We start from the raw sequence: 23,341 nt of genomic DNA on the forward strand, positions 1-23,341 counted from the left end.
TGAAATTGATGTTTAACAAGAGTTGAGTGGCTTTTATTAAAACAAGACAAATATGCGCATAGATTCCTATTGATGTATGACGCATAATTACTTAATTGAGCATCAAATTGCTGTTATTGCACTATATAATCAGGCAATATATAGCAAATTAGTATTGTTAGTCAAAAACTTGACAGTTATTTAGGGTTAAGATTTATATGGATCGTACAGCGTTAGTGTCACTCGGTAATCAAGTCGTCGTAATAGGTTTAGATGGGGAGCTGAGAGTCCTAACAGAAGGACAACAGCCCCTACCAGGTGAAGTGGTAGTGGCAACGACAGATGCTGCACCTCTAAATTTGAACATTCAACTAACTGAAGAGCAAGGCTCAAAAGATATTTCTGATGATGTGGCACGAATTATTGGTGCTATTGAGCAAGGTCAAGACCCTTCTATAGTTGATGAAGAACTCGCGCCAGCTGCGGGTGAAAACAGTGGTTCAAGTTTACAAAATAGTGCCACGATTGCACGGGATGGCACTGAAGTACTGGCCTCAACAAATTTTGAAACTATTGGCTTGGAATCCCTCGGTTTATCTGAAACACAAGCGTTGACCTTAAATGACTTTTTCGCAACAAATATAGAAACCAGTGGAGATGGCTCAAATAAACCACTTACTAATTCTCCAGTGACATTAAGCGCTATCGAAGAAGATAGCGATCCCATCACGATAACTACCGAAGAATTACTATCAAATGTCGATATTGATGATGCCGATACTCTTATCGTTACAAACGTGACTATTGAGAGTGGGAATGGCACTTTAATTGATAACAACGATGGATCTTGGACTTATATACCAGAAGCTGATGATGATACTGAAGTGTTATTCTCCTATGACGTCATTGATGACGATGGGGGTGTTATTAATGGCACTGCTAATTTAGATATTAAGCCTGTTAATGACGCGCCAATAGCGACTAACGATGCGATTCAAACTGACGAAGATTCCCAGGTTGTAATTGATGTGCTTGCTAACGACAGTGACATTGAAGGTGACGATTTATCCATTACTTCTGCTTCTGTATCAGAAAAGCAAGGTATCGTTGAGATTGTCGATGGTAAGCTTGTTTTCACTCCGGCTGAAAACTTCAATGGTAATGCAACTATTAGCTACACCATCTCAGATGGTGAGCTAGAGGATGAAGCTCAAGTCTCGGTAACAGTAAACTCAGTTAACGATGCGCCTATTGCCCTTAATGACGCAACAATTACAGAGGAAGATACCTCAGTAACGATTGATGTGTTGCCAAACGACACTGACATCGATGGTGATACGTTAAGCATTGAATCGGCGTCTGTGCCGAGTGACCAAGGTCAAGTCGAGATTATTGACGGCAAGCTTGTATTTACGCCAACTGAGAACTTCAATGGCGACGCTGAAATCACTTATACCGTTACTGATGGTTCTCTAGCTGACCAAGCGACTGTAAAAGTTACGGTGAATGCCGTGAACGACACGCCTGTAGTTGAAAGTAGCATCGCAAACCAAACCTTGGCGGAAGATTTCACGCCATACACCATCGATCTGAATACCGCTTTCAGCGATGTGGATAACGTTGATGGCGAGCTGAGCTTCAGCGTTTCTGGCAACAGCAACATTCAAGTGGCGATCGTCAATGGCATTGCTACGTTCACTCCAACCGCGGACTGGAACGGCTCAGAAATCCTAACGTTTACTGCCACTGATCCAAGCGGTGAAAGCGTTAGCCAAACGGTGAACTTCACGGTTGCGCCTGTGGCGGACATCGTGGCAGACAAAGCGACGGTTGTGGAAGACACGGCGACCATCATCAAGGTCTTAGATAACGACACGTTCGAAGGCGACGACAAAGTGGTGTCGCTTGATACCAATCACGGTCCAGCTAACGGCACGGTCTCGGTCAATCCTGATGGCAGCGTAACTTACACGCCAAGCGACAACTACCACGGTACAGACAGCTTCACCTACATTGTCACGTCAGGCGGGGTATCGGAATCCACCACGGTGAGCGTTGATGTGACGCCAGTGAATGATGCACCAGTGGCAAAAGATGACACGGCGATTACTGACGAAGACACACCAGTGACGATTCATGTTCTGCCAAACGACACTGATGTGGATGACGATACGCTGTCTATCCAATCAGCGTCTGTACCTGAAACACAAGGTACAGTCGAAATTATTGATGGAAAACTGGTGTTCACACCGGCAGAGAACTTCCATGGCGACGCTGAAATCACTTATACCGTTACTGATGGTTCTCTAGCTGACCAAGCGACTGTAAAAGTTACGGTGAATGCCGTGAACGACACGCCTGTAGTTGAAAGTAGCATCGCAGACCAAACCTTGGCGGAAGATTTCACGCCATACACCATCGATCTAAATACCGCTTTCAGCGATGTGGATGGCGATCTGACCTTCAGCGTCTCTGGTAATAGTAATGTAAATGTCTCAATAGAGAACGGTATTGCGACCATCAGCCCAACCGCGGACTGGAACGGCTCAGAAGAGTTAATGTTCACAGCCATCGACCCAAGCGGCGAGAGTGCTAGCCAAACGGTGAACTTCACGGTTGCACCTGTGGAGGACATCGTGGCAGACAAAGCGACGGTTGTGGAAGACACGGCGACCATCATCAAGGTCTTAGATAACGACACGTTCGAAGGCGACGATAAAGTGGTGTCGCTGGATACCAACAATGGTCCAGCTAACGGCACGGTCTCGGTCAACCCTGATGGCAGCGTAACCTACACGCCAAACGACAACTACCACGGTACAGACAGTTTCACCTACATCGTTACCTCCGGGGGCGTCAGTGAATCCACCACGGTGAACGTCGATGTGACGCCAGTCAACGATGCGCCAGTGGCAAAAGATGATACCGCTGTTACTGACGAAGACACGCCAGTGACGATTGATGTCCTGCCAAACGACACCGATGTGGATGGCGATACGCTGTCTATCCAATCAGCGTCTGTACCTGAAACACAAGGTACAGTCGAAATTATTGATGGAAAACTGGTGTTCACACCGGCAGAGAACTTCCATGGCGATGCTGAGATCACTTACACCATCACCGACGGTGTGCTGACTGACCAAGCGAAGGTGACCGTTACCGTTAACCCAGTAAACGATGCACCAACCATCAAGGTTGATGCCGTGGAAAGCATCACTGAAGACGCAGTGAGCACTGATACGGTAGTGGCAACCTTAACGGTTCGCGATACTGACACGCCGGAAGATGAGCTTACGGTGTTGCTAGAAAACAACTCAAACGGTTACTTCGTGTTGGTTGGCAATGAAGTCAAGCTAACTCAAGAGGGTGTTGACGCGGTTAACAACGATGAACTCGACCTTAGAGACCTGACTATCAGCGCGTCAGTGTCGGATGGTGTTAATCCAACGGCTAGCGACAGTGATAGCTTGGTTGTGAATCGTGTTAACGATGCGCCAACAGTTGATAATGTCATTACAGATCAAGTGTTATCGGAAGATTTCGATGCATACACGATCGACTTGAATGAAGTATTCAAAGATTCCGATTCCTCGCTAGAATTCTCAGTCTCTGGCAATAACAACATCCAAATTTCTATTGTGAATGGTGTTGCTACCATCACTCCGACTGCGGATTGGAATGGCAAAGAGACAATTACTTTCACAGCTAAAGACCCAAGCGGTGAAAGCATCAGTCAAACGGTGAACTTTACGGTAGCACCAGTAGCTGACATTGAGGCTGATAGTGCGGATGTAGTCGAAGACACACCAACCATCATTAACGTCTTAGGTAACGACACGTTCGAAGGCACTGATAAAGTGGTGTCTTTGGACGCCGATAATGGTCCTAAAAATGGCACCGTCATTGTGAATAACAACGGCACGGTGACCTACACACCAGATGACAACTACGTCGGCAAAGATACGTTCACTTATGTCGTGACATCAGGCGGTGTATCCGAATTCACTACCGTTGAAGTCAATGTGACGCCGGTCAACGACGCGCCAGTGGCGAAAGATGACATCGCTACGACACAAGAAGACACCGCAGTTACTATTGATGTTCTGCCAAACGACACTGATGTGGATGACGATAAGCTGAGTATTGAATCAGCCTCTGTACCTAAAGAGCAGGGTACGGTTGAAGTGGTGGATGGAAAACTCGTTTTCACTCCTGCAGAAAACTTCAATGGCGACGCTGAAATTACCTACATCGTAACGGATGGTCAATTGACCGACGAAGCGAAAGTGGTAGTTAGCGTTAATCCAGTAAACGATGCGCCAACTATCAAAGTTGATGCCGTAGAAAGCATCACTGAAGATGCAGTGAGCACTGATACGGTAGTCGCAACCTTAACGGTTCGTGATACTGATACGCCAGAAGACCAATTAACCGTTTCTTTAGAGAACAACTCAAACGGCTACTTCGTGTTGGTTGGCAATGAAGTCAAGCTAACTCAAGCGGGTGTTGACGCGGTTAACAACGATGAACTCAACCTTAAAGACCTGACTATCAGCGCGTCAGTGTCGGATGGTGTTAATCCAACGGCTAGCGACAGTGATAGCTTGGTTGTGAATCGTGTTAACGATGCGCCAACAGTTGATAATGCCATTACAGATCAAGTGTTATCGGAAGATTTCGCGACCTACACGATTGATTTAAACGACGCATTTAAAGACAGCGACTCCGTGCTTAGCTTCTCAGTGTCCGGCAACAGCAACGTGTTGGTTTCGATTGAAAATGGCATCGCGACCATCTCACCAACCGCAGACTGGAACGGCTCAGAAATCCTAACGTTTACTGCTACCGATCCAAGCGGCGAGAGCGTCAGTCAAACGGTGGACTTCACGGTAGCGCCTGTGGCGGACATCGTGGCAGACAAAGCGACGGTTGTTGAAGACACGCCAACTATCATCAAGGTCTTAGGTAACGACACGTTTGACGGCGACGACAAAGTAGTGTCGCTTGATACCAATAAAGGCCCAGCTAACGGCACGGTCTCGGTCAACCCGGACGGCAGCGTAACCTACACGCCAAACGACAACTACCACGGGGCAGACAGCTTTACCTACATCGTTACGTCCGGTGGGGTATCGGAATCCACCACGGTGAACGTCGATGTGACGCCAGTCAACGATGCGCCAGTGGCAAAAGATGACACGGCGATTACTGACGAAGACACACCAGTGACGATTGATGTCCTGCCAAACGACAGCGATGTGGATGGCGATAAGCTGAGTATTGAATCAGCCTCTGTACCTAAAGAGCAGGGTACGGTTGAAGTGGTGGATGGAAAACTCGTCTTCACTCCGGGAGAAAACTTCAATGGTGATGCTGAGATCACTTACACCATCACCGACGGTGTGCTGACTGATCAAGCGAAGGTGACCGTTACCGTTAATCCAGTAAACGATGCGCCAACCATCAAGGTCGATGCCGTGGAAAGCATTACTGAAGACGCAGTGAACACGGATACGGTAGTGGCGACGTTGGAAGTCGCTGATTCTGATACGCCAGAAGACCAATTAACCGTTTCTTTAGAAAACAATTCAAACGGTTACTTCGTGTTGGTTGGCAATGAAGTCAAACTAACTCAAGCGGGTGTTGATGCAGTTAACAACGATGAACTCAACCTTAAAGATCTGACTATAAGCGCGTCAGTATCGGATGGTGTTAATCCAACGGCTAACGACAGTGATAGTTTGATTGTGAATCGTGTTAACGATGCACCAACTGTTGAAAATGCGATTGCAGACCAAGTTTTATCGGAAGATTTCGATGCATACACGATCGACTTGAATGAAGTATTTAAAGATTCCGATTCCTCGCTAGAATTCTCCGTCTCTGGCAATAACAACATCCAAGTCTCTATTGTGAATGGCGTTGCCAATATCACTCCGACTGCAGACTGGAACGGCTCAGAAACCCTAACGTTTACTGCTACTGATCCAAGTGGTGAAAGCATCAGCCAAACGGTGAACTTCATGGTTGCACCTGTGGCGGATATTGAATCTGACCGCGCGACAGTCGTGGAAGACACGCCAACCATCATTAAAGTCTTAGGTAACGACACGTTTGACGGCGACGATAAAGTAGTGTCGCTTGATACCAATAAAGGCCCAGCTAACGGTACTGTCTCGGTCAACCCTGATGGCACCGTGACCTACACGCCGAACGACAACTACCACGGGGTAGACAGTTTCACCTATATCGTCACCTCCGGTGGTGTCAGTGAATCCACCATTGTTAAAGTTGATGTCACGCCAGTAAACGACAAACCTGACAGTGAAGACTTTACGCATGTGGCCGATGATCAGCTTACGCACGTTGTGTTTGATACCGATACGAAACCTCTGGGTAGCGGTGACTCTCAAGATCATATCGCGGATGTTGAAGACGACTTAAAAGGCAACGATCTACATGTCCGAATTACTGAACTGCCAACCTCAGGTACGTTGTTCTTTAAAGATAGTGATGGTGAGTTGCACGAAATTAAAGAAGTAAGCGATACGCTTTATGACAAAGACAGCCTTTACTATGAAGCTGATAATGTTGGCTTCTTATTAGGTATCAAAGATCGTCCAAATACGCCTAATGGCTCGGAATCTACAACAGATTTCAATAACTGGGGATTAAGTGAAGATGGTGGTCCATCACTTTCCCGTACTGAGCATTTAGCAAATGGAGCCTCTATCACTATTTCTTCTGATAGCGGTGAGCTTGCGCAGTACAACCGCCAGGTGTCACACATCGGCAATGGTATCGCTGACAATGATGGGCAAGGTATTGAGAAGGGTGAAACGATTACGATCGATTTGTCTAACAACCCTGTGGGCAGCGTAAACCTTGGACTAGATGGACTAGGTGGATTGTTTGATTACGGTGATGACAACGCAGCGCTTATTACGGTTACATACTTAGATTCAAATAATGTCCAACAGACTCAAACGTTCGAGTTTTTGAAGCCTGAAGGCAACTTCATGCTATTCCAAGAAACAAGCGTTGGTTATGGGAAAGATCTAGCTCTTCCTGAAGGTTCGGTCATTACTCAGTTAGATTTTTCTACGAAAAATGAAGGTAACTGGGAGTTACGTTATGTAGAAGGTGTTCCTGCCGAAGACAGCTTTGGATATGCGGCCGTCGACTCTGAAAGTGGCGTTAGCGATCCATCTACAGTCAATATCGTTAATGAAATGCTAGATGGTAATGTTGCTGAAAATGGGCCAAGTCTGTCTGTGGTCGGTGATAGCGTGACTGAGGGTGACAATGTCACGTTTTCGGTTGTTCTAGATGAAGTCACCAGTACTGCTGTTAAGTACCAAGTTGATATGCTTGCTCAAGGTTCTTCAGTTGATAAGAATGACGTAAATCTATCAAATGCAACCTACACAAATGGTGTTGTTTTCTTAGGTGGTTACTTGATTGTTCCTGCAGGTATAAGTAGCTTCGAAATATCGATTCCGACTATTGATGATTTGGTTGTGGAAAGCAGTGAAACGATCGTTCTTGAGCTCGGCGGTGAAACGGGGACGGCAACAGTTCTTGATAATGATAGTACAGAACTTAGCGTAGTAGATGCCGGCGATGTCATTGAAGGAACTAACGCAATATTTACCGTTTTACTCTCTAACCCTGTTCAAGAGGCCGTTGTCGTCAATCTGAAGTCAACAACAAATGATAGCTATACTGCAGAAGATGTTGATCTAGGCACTATGGTAGTGACCTATGTGGATACTCATGGTCAAACTCAAGCATTAGATATAGCGCCTAATGGAGACGTTACTATACCTCCAGGTGTCGCTGAAATTAAAGTCGCAGTCCCGACCAAACTAGATAATGTCCATGAAGGTAATGAGAGCTTTGGTCTGACGGTTACGGAAATCGGTAGTGTCACCAGTAATGGTATTGCAACTGGTAACGCAAATATTGTGGATTCTGATCCTGCACCTTTAGTTAGTATTAGTGCCGATCAAAACAGCGTAAATGAAGGTGAAACGGCAGGCTTTACGCTGACACTTGATAAAGTTGCAGATGAGAGCGTTACGGTTCATGTCGAATATAGTGGCGTGGCCCAAGATGGAAAAGATTTTGTTGGCGTTCTGAGTGTTGAAGTTCCTGCGGGTCAATCTTCAGCTGCTCTTGACTTACTGACGCTCACCGATGGTATTTATGAGGGCACAGAATCTTTCACAGTAACCATTAAAGAGGTGGATGGCGCTGATGCGAGCATTGCTTCAAATAACAGCGCAAGTGTTGTGATCGTTGATGCCCAAAGTGCACCGAAAGTGACTATTAGCTCAGATCAATCCTCAGTTGATGAAGGTAGTGATGCAAAATTTATCGTCAACATTGACCAAAAAGCAGATGAAGATGTACTGGTAACATTCACAATCGGCGGGAATGTTGATGACAAAGATTATATTGCTCCAAGTACGTACACAGTCACGATTCCAGCGGGTAAAACGTCGGCGCCGATTGATATAAAAACTCTCGATGATGGTATTTACGAAGATCTTGAAAACCTAACTGTGACTCTAATTGGTACGGTTGGTGCAGATTCGACGCTTGCAAGTGACTCGAATGAAGCAACAGTCTCTATTATAGATGCTCAGCACGCTCCAGAGTTTATTTCTGGCGGCGATAGTGCTGGTGACAAACCAAATGATGATGTTTACGACTTCGGGTCAGTTAACGAAAACACGGTGAGTGGGTCCGTTATTGGTACGGTCGTTGCTGAAGATCACGATAATGACGTGCTTGTATACCGCTTTGCAGATGGCTCGACCACTAATGGTATTTTTGATATCGACCCGACAAGCGGAGAGATTTCATTGAACAAGACAATCGATGATGTTGACTTGGGCGATTATACGCTTCAGGTTGAGGTTATCGATGGAACTGGCGGGATTGATACTGCCGAGGTCAATGTTTCTCTGGTAAATGTGAATGATGCACCTGAATCTTCGCCTTCCGCGGTTGAGATGAGTGAAGATACCCAAGTGATGCTTGATTGGTCATCATTCGGTATTAGCGATGTGGACTCTAACGTATCAGAGCTCTCCGTCCAAATCACAACGCTTCCTAGCGATGGGTCATTAGAGTATAAAGATTCGGAGGGCGATTGGCAGTCTGTCCAAATCGATCAAGTGCTTGATAAATCGCTCTTTGATGAAAACAGTGTTCGTTTTGTACCTGAATTAAATGAGTCTGGCAGTGACAGTTTCGGCGGAAATCAAGTCGGAGATCAGGAGTCTAGTTACGCTCAAATTGGCTTTAAACCAACAGATGGACAGAGTACTGGTCAAGAGTCAACACTGACAATAGACGTAAACCCTATCGCTGATAAACCGAACTTAATCGCAGTGACGCACGAGAACTCATTACCCCAACAAGAGTTTAACGTTACGACATGGAGTAATGTTCAAGTTGGTTCTAGTGATGGTATGGGGGTCAATGGAGAGACTCTAATCTCAGCGATCAACGTTCTTGATGAAGCCGATGGTACTCGATTGAGTTGGGCAAATGTAGAAGATTTAGGTACTAATGCGACCTTAGCAAATGAGGCCGTTCTCGTTACATCTCTTGTTTATCTGGAAGCTGGTTCAAGTTACGACTTTGTTGGCCAAGCAGATGATAGCCTTGCTATCAAGTTGGGTGGTACGTTACTTGATCAAGCTCGTTGGGGTAGCGACAGTGGTGATATTAAGGGTGCTAGCTTTACCCCTTCGGTATCTGGCTTTTATCCAATTGAAATCTATCACCATAACCAAAGTGGTCCGGGTAACTTTAATGTGGATGTATCCATTAATGGACAAGCGCCTGTCAATCTGAGCAATAGTAGTCTTTACGTAGTTAGTGATGAAAGTGCACTAGAAGCAACTGATATCAGAACGTCTGAACTACAAGAAGTTAATGGTGTTGCGTTTTACGAAACATATCAGCTGAACGAAGGGTTACAAGATACAGCGATACCGCTCTCTGAAATTAAAGCAAGCTTAAATGATACAGATGGCTCTGAATCACTTAAAGTCACGCTAACTGGCTTACCTGTAGGTGCGATCCTTTCAGATGGAAACAGCTCTATTACTGTAGCAAACATTGATGAAGAACTGGACGTGACAAGTTGGGCATTAGATGCACTTACTGTGACTCCACCAGCGGGCTCCCATGATGACTTCACAATCAATTTGAAGGCAACGAGTACAGAACGCGCGAATGGTGATTCAGCAGAATCTAACTTGGCGATCAATGTTGTAGTACATGAGAACTTACCGACGGAAACGGAAAGTGATATTGGGAAGACCAACGAAGATAATTCGCTACAGGGTAATGTATTGCCTAATGACTCTGATGACGACAACCTTCTGATGGTTGATCACATTACTATTAATGGCACTGACTATGCGGTAGGTGAAAACGTATCTTTGACCAGTGGCACTTTATTAGTAAACCAAGATGGTAGTTACGTATTTGAACCTACCGAGCACTGGTCAGGTGATGTTCCATTAATTAATTACACCACAAATACTGGCGCAACAAATACGCTTGATATCAACGTTGTCGCAGTTGCAGATGCCCCTGCGATCACGATTAATGTTGGAGAGTTAGTAAAGAGAGATGCTGTTGATCCTAATCACAACTTAGCCACTTCTGCGATAGATAAAACGCCTACAGAGAATGAACTCGTCGCTGCTGATCTTGGTTTGGATGATGTCGTGCAAAAAAATCACTCATACGCCGGAGTGATGGTAGGAGACAACAACGACAGAAGCGATACCGATAGCTTATTCGTTGGGACTGATTACAATGACACCTTCTACGGTGGCGGCGGTGATGACGTATTTATTGGCGGTGGTAATAACGACTCTTTCTATGGTGATGATGCGTCCACTATTACAGATTATGATGGCCAAGATACGGTTTACTTAACTGGAAACTTCAGTGACTACAAAATGACCTTCAAAGACGATCATGGAGGTCAAGTCCCATATTGGATTTTGCTAGATAATCGTTCTATCGATTCGGTAAACGACCACACAGGTAGTGATGATCGTGGTGATCACTTATATGAAATTGAACGAATTGTTTTTGCAGACAAAGTCGTTGAATTGAAGCCCGACGGCACCTATGAAGTGCTTCAAGAGCGTTGGATTCCCGTTGATATTAACGTTGATTTGGTTGATGTCGATGGAAGTGAAAGCTTGGCGCAAACTGTTTTTGTGGAAGGTTTGCCGGATGGTGTAGAGCTGTATATCGATGGACATGCCGTTAATCAGGACGCAAACGGTAATTATCTTGTCACCCTGGATGCTAACGGTAAGGTCTCTTTAGATATCAGAGTACCGTTTGATTATGAAGGTAGTCTAGAGTTCCCACTAAGCGTTACCGCGACGTCGGTTGAAGAAGCAAATAATGATGCCGCTTCAACAACAGAGTCTGTTGAGCTTACAGCTCGTGACTATGTTCTAGAGTCGGGTTCACATGGGAACGATCAGATAACGGGCAGTGACGATCACGATATTATTGTTGGCGATGTCCAAGGGTTGGAGATCATGGCCGGTCAGGACTACAACATCGCCTTTGTTTTGGATACTTCGGGGAGCATGGGTAACTGGGTAGGAACTGCGAAGCAAGAAGTGCTAGATGTGTTTGATGAACTGTTAAGTGCTGCAAATCAGGGTGAGAAGCCTGGAACAGTGAATATTCACCTCAGTGAGTTTGCTTCAAGTGCGTCAGCAGTTATTTCCGTTGACTTGAGTTCTCCAACAGCAAGAGATGAGTTTGTAAAAGAACTGAATAGTGCTATAGGTGATGAGGGTGACGGCGGCACAAACTATGAGGCGGGTTTACAGTCAGCTGTTGAATGGTTTAGCAGTCAACCTAACCCTAATGGCCAAAATATCACGTACTTTGTTACTGATGGTCAACCAAATAGAGCAACGCATCTCTATCATTTAGCGCCGAATGAATTCTCGAAAGTGATTTTGGATGTCGATGATTCTGGCAAGCTTGTTACCCTGCAAGATATAGTTAGTAACAGTAGTTATTCATACGGACAGACGGTTACCTACAAAGGTGACGTCGTTATAGATAGTTACGGTCAGGTATATTCACCGCTAACAGGCAGAACCCTTGGTGATATCGACAGATATAATGGTTCTATCCGTTACTACGATGAAAGTGGCAGCTCAACACAAGCTCAACATATGTATCAAGTGTTAGCAGCATTGTCTTCAGTAGAGTCGATAGGTCTTGGTAGTGGTGTTGATGAACAGACACTTAAGCAGTATGACACTGATGGTGTGGTAGAGTCAGATATCGATGTTACTAAACTTGCTGAAACGATATTGGGTCAAGATGTGCCCCTAAAACAAGGCTCAGACACTATTCAGGGTGGAGAAGGTGACGATATCTTGCTGGGTGATTTAATTGAATTTGGCGGTAATGAGCAAGGTTTGAGTGCGATTCAATCACATGTGGCACAGCAAACGGGTCAAGATGTTTCTACCATTGATGGTGAAGACATCCATGAATACGTTAAAAATAACTTAGAAGAATTCAACCAATCTCACCAAGGTGATAAGTCGGATAACTTATCTGGTGGTGCTGGCAACGATTTACTGTTTGGTCAGGGTGGTAACGACATACTCGTTGGTGGTGAAGGTGATGATATTCTGATTGGTGGTTTGGGTAATGATATCTTAACGGGAGATGAGGGCTCTGACATCTTTAAGTGGAGTGAAGTGACCAACGAGGTTGATACCGTTACTGATTTCAACAAAGATGAGGATACTTTAGACTTCTCCGATCTGTTTGATGACTTATCAAAAGATGAAGTTGGTGAGCTTCTTACTGATCTTCAGTCCGGTGATCATACTGGTGATGTCGGAGAGTATCACGTAGAAGTGGCACCAGATGGCGGCTCGGAAGCGAACTTGAGTATTACGAAAGGCGGCTCGACATTGGACATCCATTTTGATGGTGCAAGTGTCGATGATGTGACTCAAAGTCTGATTGCAAGTTTAGAAGCGCAATACAAAGACATGTAGTAGTCTAGTCACAGGGAAAATTGAAAATCAAAAAAGGTCTAGCATTTTGCCAGACCTTTTACTTTTAAACTCAGTTCATCGCGATGTTAGCTCTTAGGAAGTGTCGTGAAAACGGTCCACTCTTTCTTCACTTCACCTTTGTGGCCAATCACCGTTGCGGTGACTCGACGGTTCAACGCATGACTCACTTGGTCTGTGCCTTGTGTTGCAAGTACCGTGTCTCCATAGCCGACAATGGTGACTCTATCTCCACTAATACCATTCATCATGAGTTCTTTTCTAACGTTCTCAGCGCGGCGTTTAGATAAGTCAAGATTGTGTTCTGCAGTACCAGTACGACTGGCATAGCCCTGAATCTCTATCGATGTATTTGGATACTCCTTCAAGAAGTCGGATAGTTCTCGAATTTGCTCCGTAAAGATAGGATTGATCACATCGGAATCATTCGCGAACAGAACTCGAATTTGCATTTCTTGCGAGGAGTCGACATACGAACCGCAGCCATCGTTATCTATCTCGGCACCTAAAGGAGTACCCGGACATAAATCGCGCTCATTAATGACTCCATCAGAATCATCATCAAGATGATCTGCCCACTGATCGGCAATGGGCGTATCAATATAATCATATTCATCGCCTTTATCGGATGAACTGCATGCCGAAATCATCAATGAGAGTGCAATAAGAGTTATGTATTTCATAATTAATACTCCACTTCTTCTAGCCATTCTTTAGGCATTTCAACCCTTAATGCACTCAACAGTTGACCTGTTGCGTTCATCACTCGATATTTGGCGTACTGCTCTGCGTATTTAGAATCTAAGTAGTCTTTACGTGCCTCAAAGAGTTCGTTTTCAGTATTCAATAGATCAAGCAGTGTTCGCTTACCAATGCGATATTGTTTTTCATACGCAATAACGGTTTCAGATGCCGAGTCTACATGATCTGACAAGAACTCTTTTTGCTGTAGGGTCAAATCCAGTGCGCTCCATGAAAGCCTTAACCCTTCTTCAACATTGCGATAAGCACCTTCACGTAAGTCTTTCGCTTTATTTAACTGATAGGCAAAGTTTTCTGAGTTTGCAGCGTCACTGCCGCCATTAAATAGGTTGTAGCGTAGACGTAGCATGGCAAGTGTCTCATCACTGCGGCCTTTTAAGCCATCAGCGTCGTCACGCCATGTTTGTGAAGCTTCAATGGAAATGGTTGGGTAATTAACACCTTTAGATTGTTTGTATTGAAACTTAGCAGAGTCTACGTCTGCGAGCGCGACTTGAATGACAGGGTGTAGTTCAAATGCCAAACCTACCGCTTCATCAATGGTGTATGGAATGAAATTCTGATCCGCTCTTGGAAAGATCAACCCTTGCGGGGTTTGACCCACTAAACGAGTGAACATAGTGTGAGAGTCGTACAAATTATTTTGAGCAGCTGCCAAATTACCGTGTGCTTTTGCCAAACGTGCTTCTACCTGTGTTAAGTCAGCGGTAGAGCCTATACCTGAGTTGACTCGTTTTTTAATGTCTTCGTAAATATCTTTGTGAACCGCCAAGTTATTTTCAGAAAGCTTGAGTATTTCGTAAGCTTTTACTGCGTCTAAATACACTTTGGTGACTTCAAGCGCTTTATCTGATGCATCGGCCAAAAGTTGAAATCTAACTGACTCTGCATCGGCTGCGGTACGATCGATATCATTTAAGGTTGCACTGCCATCCCATATGAGCTGAGTTAGTGTTACCGAAGCTTCCTTTCTAGTGTAATCTGTATCCCCACGTCCCACCTCGTCAGAAGGGTCTAATCCCTCGTAACCAATGCCCGCATCTAAATCAATAGAAGGTAAGTAGGCGCCCGAAGAGGCTTCATTTACGTATTTTCGACTGGTGAACTCGTTAAATGCGCTCTTAATGTCAGGATTGTTTTTTAACGTCAATGCCACGGCTTGCTCTAAAGTTTGACCGAAAACGGGTACAGACACTATTAAACTACAGCAGCAAGCAATATTTAGTCGGTTCCATTTCACGCTATTTCTCCTAAAAATTCGTGTTGCTTTTTGCTATTTCATCTCATAACTGAGACGAAACGTCATAAATAACAGTGCTTGAGTAAGGGATTTATCAACCTACTGTTAAAACTAGGCTTTTGTTTAAAAATTCCAGAATTTCGCCTTTTTAAACCTTAGCACATATGGCAAATGTTGCTCAGCAACACAGCATGTTTAGGCCAGAGAAAAGCGTGAATTCTTAATATCATAGCGTTTCGCAGCTAGCGTAACTCTGTACTTTTTGAATAACTCCGCCCCTTGAGTTACCAAGCATCCCACGAGCTACGTATACAACGAAAAAATGATGATTTTGACTAAACTATAGACGTAAATGTAGGGGTGACAAACTTTTGACTTGGTTTGAAGTGGGGCGAGGTAGATATGGATCGAGTAACTTTGAGCTCATTGATGGGCAACATCGTGGTTATCGGGCTGGATGGGGAAATTAGGACCCTAGAAGAGGGACAACTACCTCAACCAGGAGAGTTAATAATTGATGAGGTATCAGATACTTCTGAGCTTGTGATCGAGCAGGTGACACCACAAGGAAGTTCGATAAACGTAACTGATGATATAACAGCGTTAATTGAAGCAATTGCTAGTGGGGAAGACCCGACTGAGCTGGGTGAAGAGTTTGATCCTGCTGCAGGTGAAGGAAACGGGTCTAGCCCACAAAATACGGGGGCTATAGATCGCACAGGTGCTGAATTACTCGCCAGTACCAATTTTGAGACAGTGGGAACTGACGGAACAGGATTTTCAAGTACTCAGGTAGAGACGCTACTCGATATTTTCCAAATACAACCACCAGAACCAACAGCAATATCAGTTCCTGCAACAGTAATTGTTCAAGAGATTTCTAGCCCAACTGTCAATGAGGGCGATCTGGTTTCCTTCGACGTCACACTTAACCAACCAACAGAAGACAATATCAATATCACTTTTTCGCTGTTCGATCAGACTGCGACTGGTGGATCTACTGACGAGAGCGGAAGTGACTACGTCAACGAGAGGGTTCTCATAACATTTTCCGATGGCACAACAGAAGAAGTCTCAGTCGATGACAACGGTATTTTTACTGTGTCGGTCCCGTTAGGTGAAAATGGTTTTACGGTTTCTCTCGATTCTATAAATGACTCTATATTCGAAGGTCCAGAAACATTTACGCTTTCTGGCAACACAGAAGAACAAAGTACACCTGCAACTGGGATTGCAACCATTGTTGATGATGGTAGTGGGCCTGGTTTAAGTCCTGATGATGATCGTCCAACGGTAACGATGAGCGATGCAGGGACGATTAATGAAGGTGAGTTAGCCAGCTTTAAAGTGTCTTTATCGAATCCATCAGCTACAGATGTTGAGGTCGAACTAAGTCTCAACCTAGGTGATACAGAAGCCAGCGACTTAGACACCTTGGAATACAACACGGGAAGTGGTTGGGTCACAGTGCCAAACGATGGCGTAGTGACGGTGCCTGCCGGACAGACCGAATTTGATGTACGCATTGCTTCTATTGATGACGCCGTTTATGAAGGCCCTGAAGATTTCAGTGTGACAGTAACTGGCATTGGCGCGGTGCAAGGCAGCGATACGGGCACGGCGACGATTGTGGATGACGGCAGTGGCCCGGGCCCCGATCCAGACGATGATCGTCCAACGGTATCTATCAGTGATGCTGGCACCATCAACGAAGGTGACACCGCTAACTTTGTTGTTTCGTTAACTAATGCTTCCGAAGACGATGTTCAGGTAGAACTTGGCCTTAATCTTGGTGATACCGAAGTCGGTGATCTCGGAACCTTTGAATACAACACTGGCTCAGGTTGGGTAGCGGTACCAAACGATGGTGTGGTAACGGTGCCAGCCGGACAGACCGAGTTTGATGTGCGCATTGCTTCTATTGACGATGCGGTGTACGAAGGTCCAGAAGATTTCAGTGTAACGGTAACGGGCGTTGGTGCGGTACAAGGCAGTGATACGGGCACGGCAACGATTGTGGATGACAGCAGTGGCCCAGGTCCCGATCCAGACGATGACCGTCCTAGTGTGGCTATTACGGATGCTGGCACTATTAACGAGGGTGATACGGCGAACTTCAAAGTTACGTTATCGAATGCCTCCGAATCGAGTGTTCAAGTTGAATTTGGCCTCAACTTAGGCGATACCGAAGCGGGTGACTTAGGCACCTTAGAATACAACACGGGCTCCGGTTGGGTTACGGTGCCAAACGATGGTGTGGTGACGGTGCCTGGCGGGCAGACTGAGTTTGATGTACGCATTGCTTCTATTGATGACGCGGTGTTCGAAGGTCCAGAAGATTTCAGTGTTACGGTAACGGGCATTGGTGCGGTGCAAGGCAGCGATACGGGCACGGCAACGATTGTGGATGACAGCAGTGGCCCAGGTCCCGATCCAGACGATGACCGTCCAAGCGTGGCTATTACCGACGCTGGCACCATTAATGAGGGTGAGACTGCGAACTTCAAAGTCACCTTATCGAATGCCTCCGAATCGAGTGTTCAAGTTGAACTTGGCCTCAACTTAGGCGATACCGAAGCGGGTGACTTAGGCACCTTAGAATACAACACGGGCTCCGGTTGGGTTACGGTGCCAAACGACGGTGTGGTGACGGTGCCTGCCGGACAGACCGAATTTGATGTGCGCATTGCTTCTGTTGATGACGCCGTTTATGAGGGCCCTGAAGATTTCAGTGTCACGGTAACCGGCATTGGTGCGGTGCAAGGCAGCGATACGGGTACAGCAACGATTGTGGATGACGGCAGTGGCCCTGGAGCTGATCCCGATGATGACCGCCCAAGTGTGACTATTACCGATGCTGGCATTATTAATGAAGGTGATACGGCGAACTTCAAAGTGACGCTGTCGAATGCCTCCGAGTCCACTGTTCAAGTCGAGCTAGGCCTCAACTTGAGTGATACCGAAGTCGGTGACTTAGGCACCTTAGAATACAACACGGGCTCCGGTTGGGTTACGGTGCCAAACGACGGTGTGGTGACGGTGCCTGCCGGGCAGACTCAGTTTGATGTGCGCATTGCTTCCATTGATGACGCCGTTTATGAAGGTCCTGAAGATTTCAGTGTTACGGTAACGGGCATTGGTGCGGTGCAAGGCAGCGATACGGGTACAGCAACGATTGTGGATGACGGCAGTGGCCCTGGACCTGATCCCGATGATGACCGCCCAAGTGTGACTATTACCGATGCTGGCATTATTAATGAAGGTGAAACAGCTAACTTCAAAGTTACGTTATCGAATGCGTCTGAAGCCGAAACGCAAGTGGAGTTGGGTCTTAATCTCGGCGATACCGAAGCCGGTGACTTAGGTACCTTAGAATACAACACGGGAAGCGGTTGGGTTGCAGTACCAAACGATGGCGTGGTAGCGGTGCTAGCGGGGCAAACTGAGTTTGATGTGCGTATTGCTTCTATTGATGACACCGTTTATGAAGGCCCTGAAGATTTCAGTGTGACAGTAACTGGCATTGGGGCGGTACAAGGCAGCGATACGGGTACAGCAACGATTGTGGATGATGGCAGTGGCCCTGGACCTGATCCCGATGATGACCGCCCAAGCGTGACTATTACCGATGCTGGCATTATTAATGAAGGTGATACGGCGAACTTCAAAGTGACGCTATCGAATGCCTCCGAGTCCACTGTTCAAGTCGAGCTAGGCCTCAATTCGGGTGACACTGAAGCCGGTGACTTAGGTACCTTAGAATACAACACGGGAAGTGGTTGGGTTGCAGTGCCAAACGATGGCGTGTTGACCGTGCCAGCCGGGCAAACCGAATTTGATGTGCGCATCGCTTCCATTGATGACACCGTTTATGAAGGCCCTGAAGATTTCAGTGTGACGGTGACTGGCATTGGGGCGGTGCAAGGCAGCGATACAGGTACGGCGACGATTGTGGATGACGGCACTGGCCCAGGACCCGATCCAGACGATGACCGCCCGAGTGTCTACATCGTTGAAGGTAGCGTGGGTGTTAACGAAGGTACCGATGCTGTGTATACCGTTAGATTGTCGGCGGCGGCCGATATCGATGTGACCGTCAGGTTGAACACCTCAACCGACGGCAGCAACACGGTGGAAGCGGACGATATAGGTAGCTTTGTGGTGACCCTTGCTGATGGTGTGACAGTGGTGAATGCCAACAGTGACGGTACGTACACCATTCCCGCCGGTGAGAACGAGCTGAAAGTCACTGTGCCAACCACAGATGATGGCGTCTACGAAGGGGATGAAACCTTCACTGTGGCGGTACAAGGTGACACGGGCGTCCTAGGTAGTGACAGTGCGCTGGGCATTATTTACGACGGTGGTAACGGCCCTGGTCCCGATCCAGACGATGACCGTCCAAGTGTCTATATTGTCGAAGATAGCGTGGGCGTGAATGAAGGTACTGAGGCTGTGTATACCGTCCGGTTGTCGGAGGCTGCCGATATTGACGTGACGGTAAGGTTGAGCACATCAACAGGAGGAACTAATACGGCAGAGCCTGGCGACATTGGTGCTATTAAGCTGACATTATCTGATGGAGTAACTGTGGTGACCGCCAACAGTGATGGCACGTATACTATCCCAGCAGGTGAAACCGATCTCAAACTGTTTGTCCCAACCACGGACGACGATGTGTATGAAGGAGATGAAACCTTCACGGTTGCAGTGCAAGGTGCAACTGGAGTACTTGGTACTGACACTGCGTTGGGTATTATTTACGACGGCGGTAACGGCCCTGGTCCTGACCCGGATGATGATCGCCCGACCGTATCTATCTCAGATGCGGGTATCGTAGATGAGGGTGATATCGCGACGTTTACCGTGTCATTGAGTAATGCTTCGGAAGGTACAGTTCAGGTGCAGTTGACCTTAAACCCAGACGAAACAGAAGTGGATGATCTTGGCTCGCTAGAATATAACACCGGAGCAGGTTGGGTTGCTGTGCCTGTCGATGGCATCGTAACAGTGCCAGCAATGCTTACCGAATTTGATGTGCGCATTGCGACCATTGATGATGAAGTTTATGAAGGTCCGGAAGACTTCAGCGTGACCGTGACTGGTTTGGGCGCAGTTCAGGGCACCGATACTGGTTTGGCGACCATTGTGGATGATGGCACTAAAACGGACGACGATCGACCAACTGTGTCTATCTCGGATGCGGGTACCATTGATGAAGGTAGTTTCGCTACATTTACCGTGTCATTGAGTAATGCCTCAGAAGCAGCGGTCGAGGTTCAATTAACGCTGAATCTGGATGAAACAGAAGTAGGTGACCTTGGCACTCTAGAGTACAACACCGGTTCAGGTTGGGTAAGTGTACCTGTAAGTGGCATTGTGACGGTGCCGGCAGGTATGACGGAATTTGATCTACGCATCGAATCAATTGATGACGGTGTGTATGAAGGCCCTGAAGATTTCAGCGTTACAGTAACTGGCTTGGGAGCAGTGCAAGGCAGCGATACTGGTCTGGCGACCATCGTGGATAACTCACCACCTACAGCCCGTGATTTCATCATTTCGCTCGATGTTCAAAATGGTATTTTCCCGGTTCAGGATGTTGAGTTTGATGGATTAACGACGTCTGGGGAACAGCGTGTTGAAGATCTCGAAGATGACGCAGTTACTGCAAATGATGATGATATTTTAATTCAGGTCGTTAGCCTTCCTGAACACGGTGAACTGTATTATGTGGATGGAAATGGACAGGAAGTCATTATAGACGAAACCACACAGTTCCCTGAAAACACAGAGGTTAAGTATCGTCTGACTGAAGATTTCTTTGAGGAGCAGAGCTTTGACTCAGCCGACCTTCTTGAAGAACAAGGGAAAGATATCTTGGTGGGATCCTACACTCCTCCTAACTCGAACTTAACGTTCACTGGAGGCCAGATCATCACCATTGGCAACAGCATCATCTTTGATTCCGACGCTCAGATTTCAGTCGATTTTGCGAATCAACAGGTCGGGTTGGTTGTCGTTTCGCCAAATGAAACGGGTCAGGGTGATGAAATCAGTACTGGTGAATATATTACGTTAGAACTGGATGAGGATTTATCAGCTAACGAAGCGAAACTGAACTTAGCCAGTCTGAATGACCGCTTCAACAGTGGTGGTGCATGGTTAACGGCATACATCTTCCTAAATGGTGCACTTGTTGATGTTCAGCAGTTTTACTCAACGGATATTACTTATACCAGCAACCACGAAGGTTCTATTACCGTTGCGTTAGCAAATGGCAGCTTTGATGAAATTCGACTTACTCCAGAAACCGATAGCGCGAGTGATAAAGCGGGCTTTACCTTGGTGGGAACTGAAATCACCAGTTTTACTGACGTGAACGATGACTTTACCTACCAAGCTATTGACACTGATGGTGCGGTAAGTAACGAAGCTACGGTAGCGGTTGATTTCGAGAACGTCACGGTAGACGCTGTCACGGCGCTTGGTTATCAAACCATGGCCTTAAATTCGGATCTGAATCTGGTTATGGGGACAGATGGCGATGATATTCTGGTTGGTACTGAAGGCAATGACCTGATCATCGGTGGTTTAGGTAATGATATCTTGACTGGCGGTGAAGGTGATGACGTATTCAAATGGACAGAAATGCAATCCGCAACTGATACCGTGACAGATTTCAGTGACGGGGATCAGCTTGATTTTACCGATGTATTTGACGATATGAGTGGTACGGATATCTCCGCCTTGCTTGATGATCTTGGTTCGGGTGACTATCGCGGCAGTGTGGATGACATTTCCGTTGAAGTGACTGAAAGTGGAGGTAACTCGACGTTGACCATCAACAAAGATGGACAACAGCTAGAGGTTAACTTTGATGGTGCCTCTGCAGCCGATATTGCCAATAGTCTGATTTCTAATCTCGATCAATTACGAGAATAGATGGCCAAAGATAAAAAACGGAGCGTTTTTTCGCTCCGTTTTTTTATTTAATAATACGGTAAACTAACACTGTGATTACAGAACTTTACATGCAAAACCTTTCAGGTAGAAACCTTCCGGGTATGCTGTATCGGTTGGGTGGTCAGCAGCTTGTTCAAAGCGCTCCACAAACTTTACTTGGCGGTTAGCATCTAAGGCTGCGTCAGCAATGATTTTCTGGAACAAAACTTGATCCATTAAGCCAGAGCACGAATAGGTCAGTAGCGTACCGCCAGGTTTTAGGATTTGCATTGCTAGCATGTTGATGTCTTTGTAACCACGACATGCGCCGTTTAGTTGGGCTTTACTGTCTGCAAACTTAGGTGGATCCATGATAACCACATCGAACTGAGTTCCTTGGTCACGATACTCACGAAGTAGTTTAAACACGTCTGCGTTTAGGAACACGGCACGCTTCTTCGAGATATCAAATTCATTCAGTTCTGCGTTGAACTTCGCAGTGTCTAGAGCAGGTTGTGATACGTCAGCGTTTATCACACGCTTTGCATCACCTTTCAGAGCGTAAAGTCCGAAACCACCTGTGTAAGAGAAGCAGTTAAGAACTTCTTTGCCTTTCACATATTTCATCGCTTGCTGGCGACTATCACGTTGATCTAGGTAGAAACCTGTTTTATGACCGCCAACGATATCTACACTAATCTTTACGCCATTTTCTTCGATGACGACCGATTTAGGTGGCTCTTCGCCGTGCAAGACGCCCGTGGTTTCTTTCAAACCCTCTTTCTTACGTACCGCGACGTCAGAACGCTCGTACACATTACAATCAGGGAAGCACTCAACTAGAGCATCAACAATGGCCTGTTTATTGTGTTCTGCGCCAGCACTGAGAAGTTGACACACAAAGAAGTTTTGGTAACGGTCAATCGTAACGCCTGGCATACCATCAGACTCTGCCGCGATAAGGCGGTAACCCGTAAGGCCATCACGTTCGATAATGTCTTCACGAAGAAGTTGTGCGTATTTTAATCGTTTTACGAAAAACGCGGTGTCGATTTCTTCTTTATCAAAACTCCAAATACGAGCACGAATTTGTGAAGCTGGCGAATATGCCGCTTTAGCTAGCCATTTACCGTCGTGAGTGAATACATCAACCGTTTCGCCAAGAGCCGGTTCGCCCTCAACTTTGTTGATGCCTCGAGAGAAGATCCAAGGGTGCTTGCGCTTGACCGATTTCTCACGACCTTTTACCAAATAGATAGCAGCTGTCATTTCATTAGCTCTTGTTGAATTTTGAAAGGGGCGTATTGTC

Annotated in this window: 5 protein-coding genes; 2 read left to right on the plus strand and 3 right to left on the minus strand. The window is 46.2% G+C overall.

Annotated features, from left to right (window positions below):
• The first annotated feature begins 197 nt into the window (after positions 1-197).
• Positions 198-13,067, plus strand: a complete 12,870-nt coding sequence (locus FR741_RS07640; RefSeq protein WP_167426550.1) for a tandem-95 repeat protein — start codon at positions 198-200, stop codon at positions 13,065-13,067.
• An 86-nt stretch (positions 13,068-13,153) separates the two neighbouring features.
• Here FR741_RS07640 and FR741_RS07645 read toward each other — a convergent pair whose 3' ends face one another.
• A complete protein-coding gene (locus tag FR741_RS07645; RefSeq protein ID WP_006741557.1) occupies positions 13,154-13,768 on the minus strand; it encodes an OmpA family protein in 615 nt (204 codons plus the stop codon).
• 2 nt (positions 13,769-13,770) lie between these two features.
• Entirely contained in the window at positions 13,771-15,087 is a 1,317-nt protein-coding gene (locus tag FR741_RS07650) for a TolC family outer membrane protein (protein WP_167426551.1), read from the minus strand.
• Positions 15,088-15,489: 402 nt separating this feature from the next.
• On the opposite strand from FR741_RS07650, the gene FR741_RS07655 reads away from it, so the two are divergent.
• Positions 15,490-22,032 (plus strand): Calx-beta domain-containing protein, encoded by a 6,543-nt coding sequence (locus tag FR741_RS07655; RefSeq protein WP_167426552.1) that lies wholly within the window; start codon positions 15,490-15,492, stop codon positions 22,030-22,032.
• A gap of 75 nt (positions 22,033-22,107) precedes the next feature.
• On the opposite strand, the gene FR741_RS07660 is transcribed toward FR741_RS07655, so the two are convergent.
• Positions 22,108-23,301: a class I SAM-dependent methyltransferase gene (locus FR741_RS07660; protein ID WP_167426553.1), complete on the minus strand. Its 1,194-nt coding sequence runs from the start codon at positions 23,299-23,301 to the stop codon at positions 22,108-22,110.
• Between the last annotated feature and the right edge of the window lie 40 nt (positions 23,302-23,341).

Origin of the sequence: Vibrio diabolicus, assembly GCF_011801455.1 — a bacterium.
Classification (GTDB): Bacteria; Pseudomonadota; Gammaproteobacteria; order Enterobacterales; family Vibrionaceae; genus Vibrio; species Vibrio diabolicus.

Bases quoted from the DNA above. Each gene is read 5' to 3' on its own strand.
- FR741_RS07640 (WP_167426550.1), top strand. From the start codon at position 198: ATGGATCGTACAGCGTTAGTGTCACTCGGTAATCAAGTCGTCGTAATA.
- FR741_RS07645 (WP_006741557.1), bottom strand. From the start codon at position 13,768: ATGAAATACATAACTCTTATTGCACTCTCATTGATGATTTCGGCATGC.
- FR741_RS07655 (WP_167426552.1), top strand. From the start codon at position 15,490: ATGGATCGAGTAACTTTGAGCTCATTGATGGGCAACATCGTGGTTATC.
- FR741_RS07660 (WP_167426553.1), bottom strand. From the start codon at position 23,301: ATGACAGCTGCTATCTATTTGGTAAAAGGTCGTGAGAAATCGGTCAAG.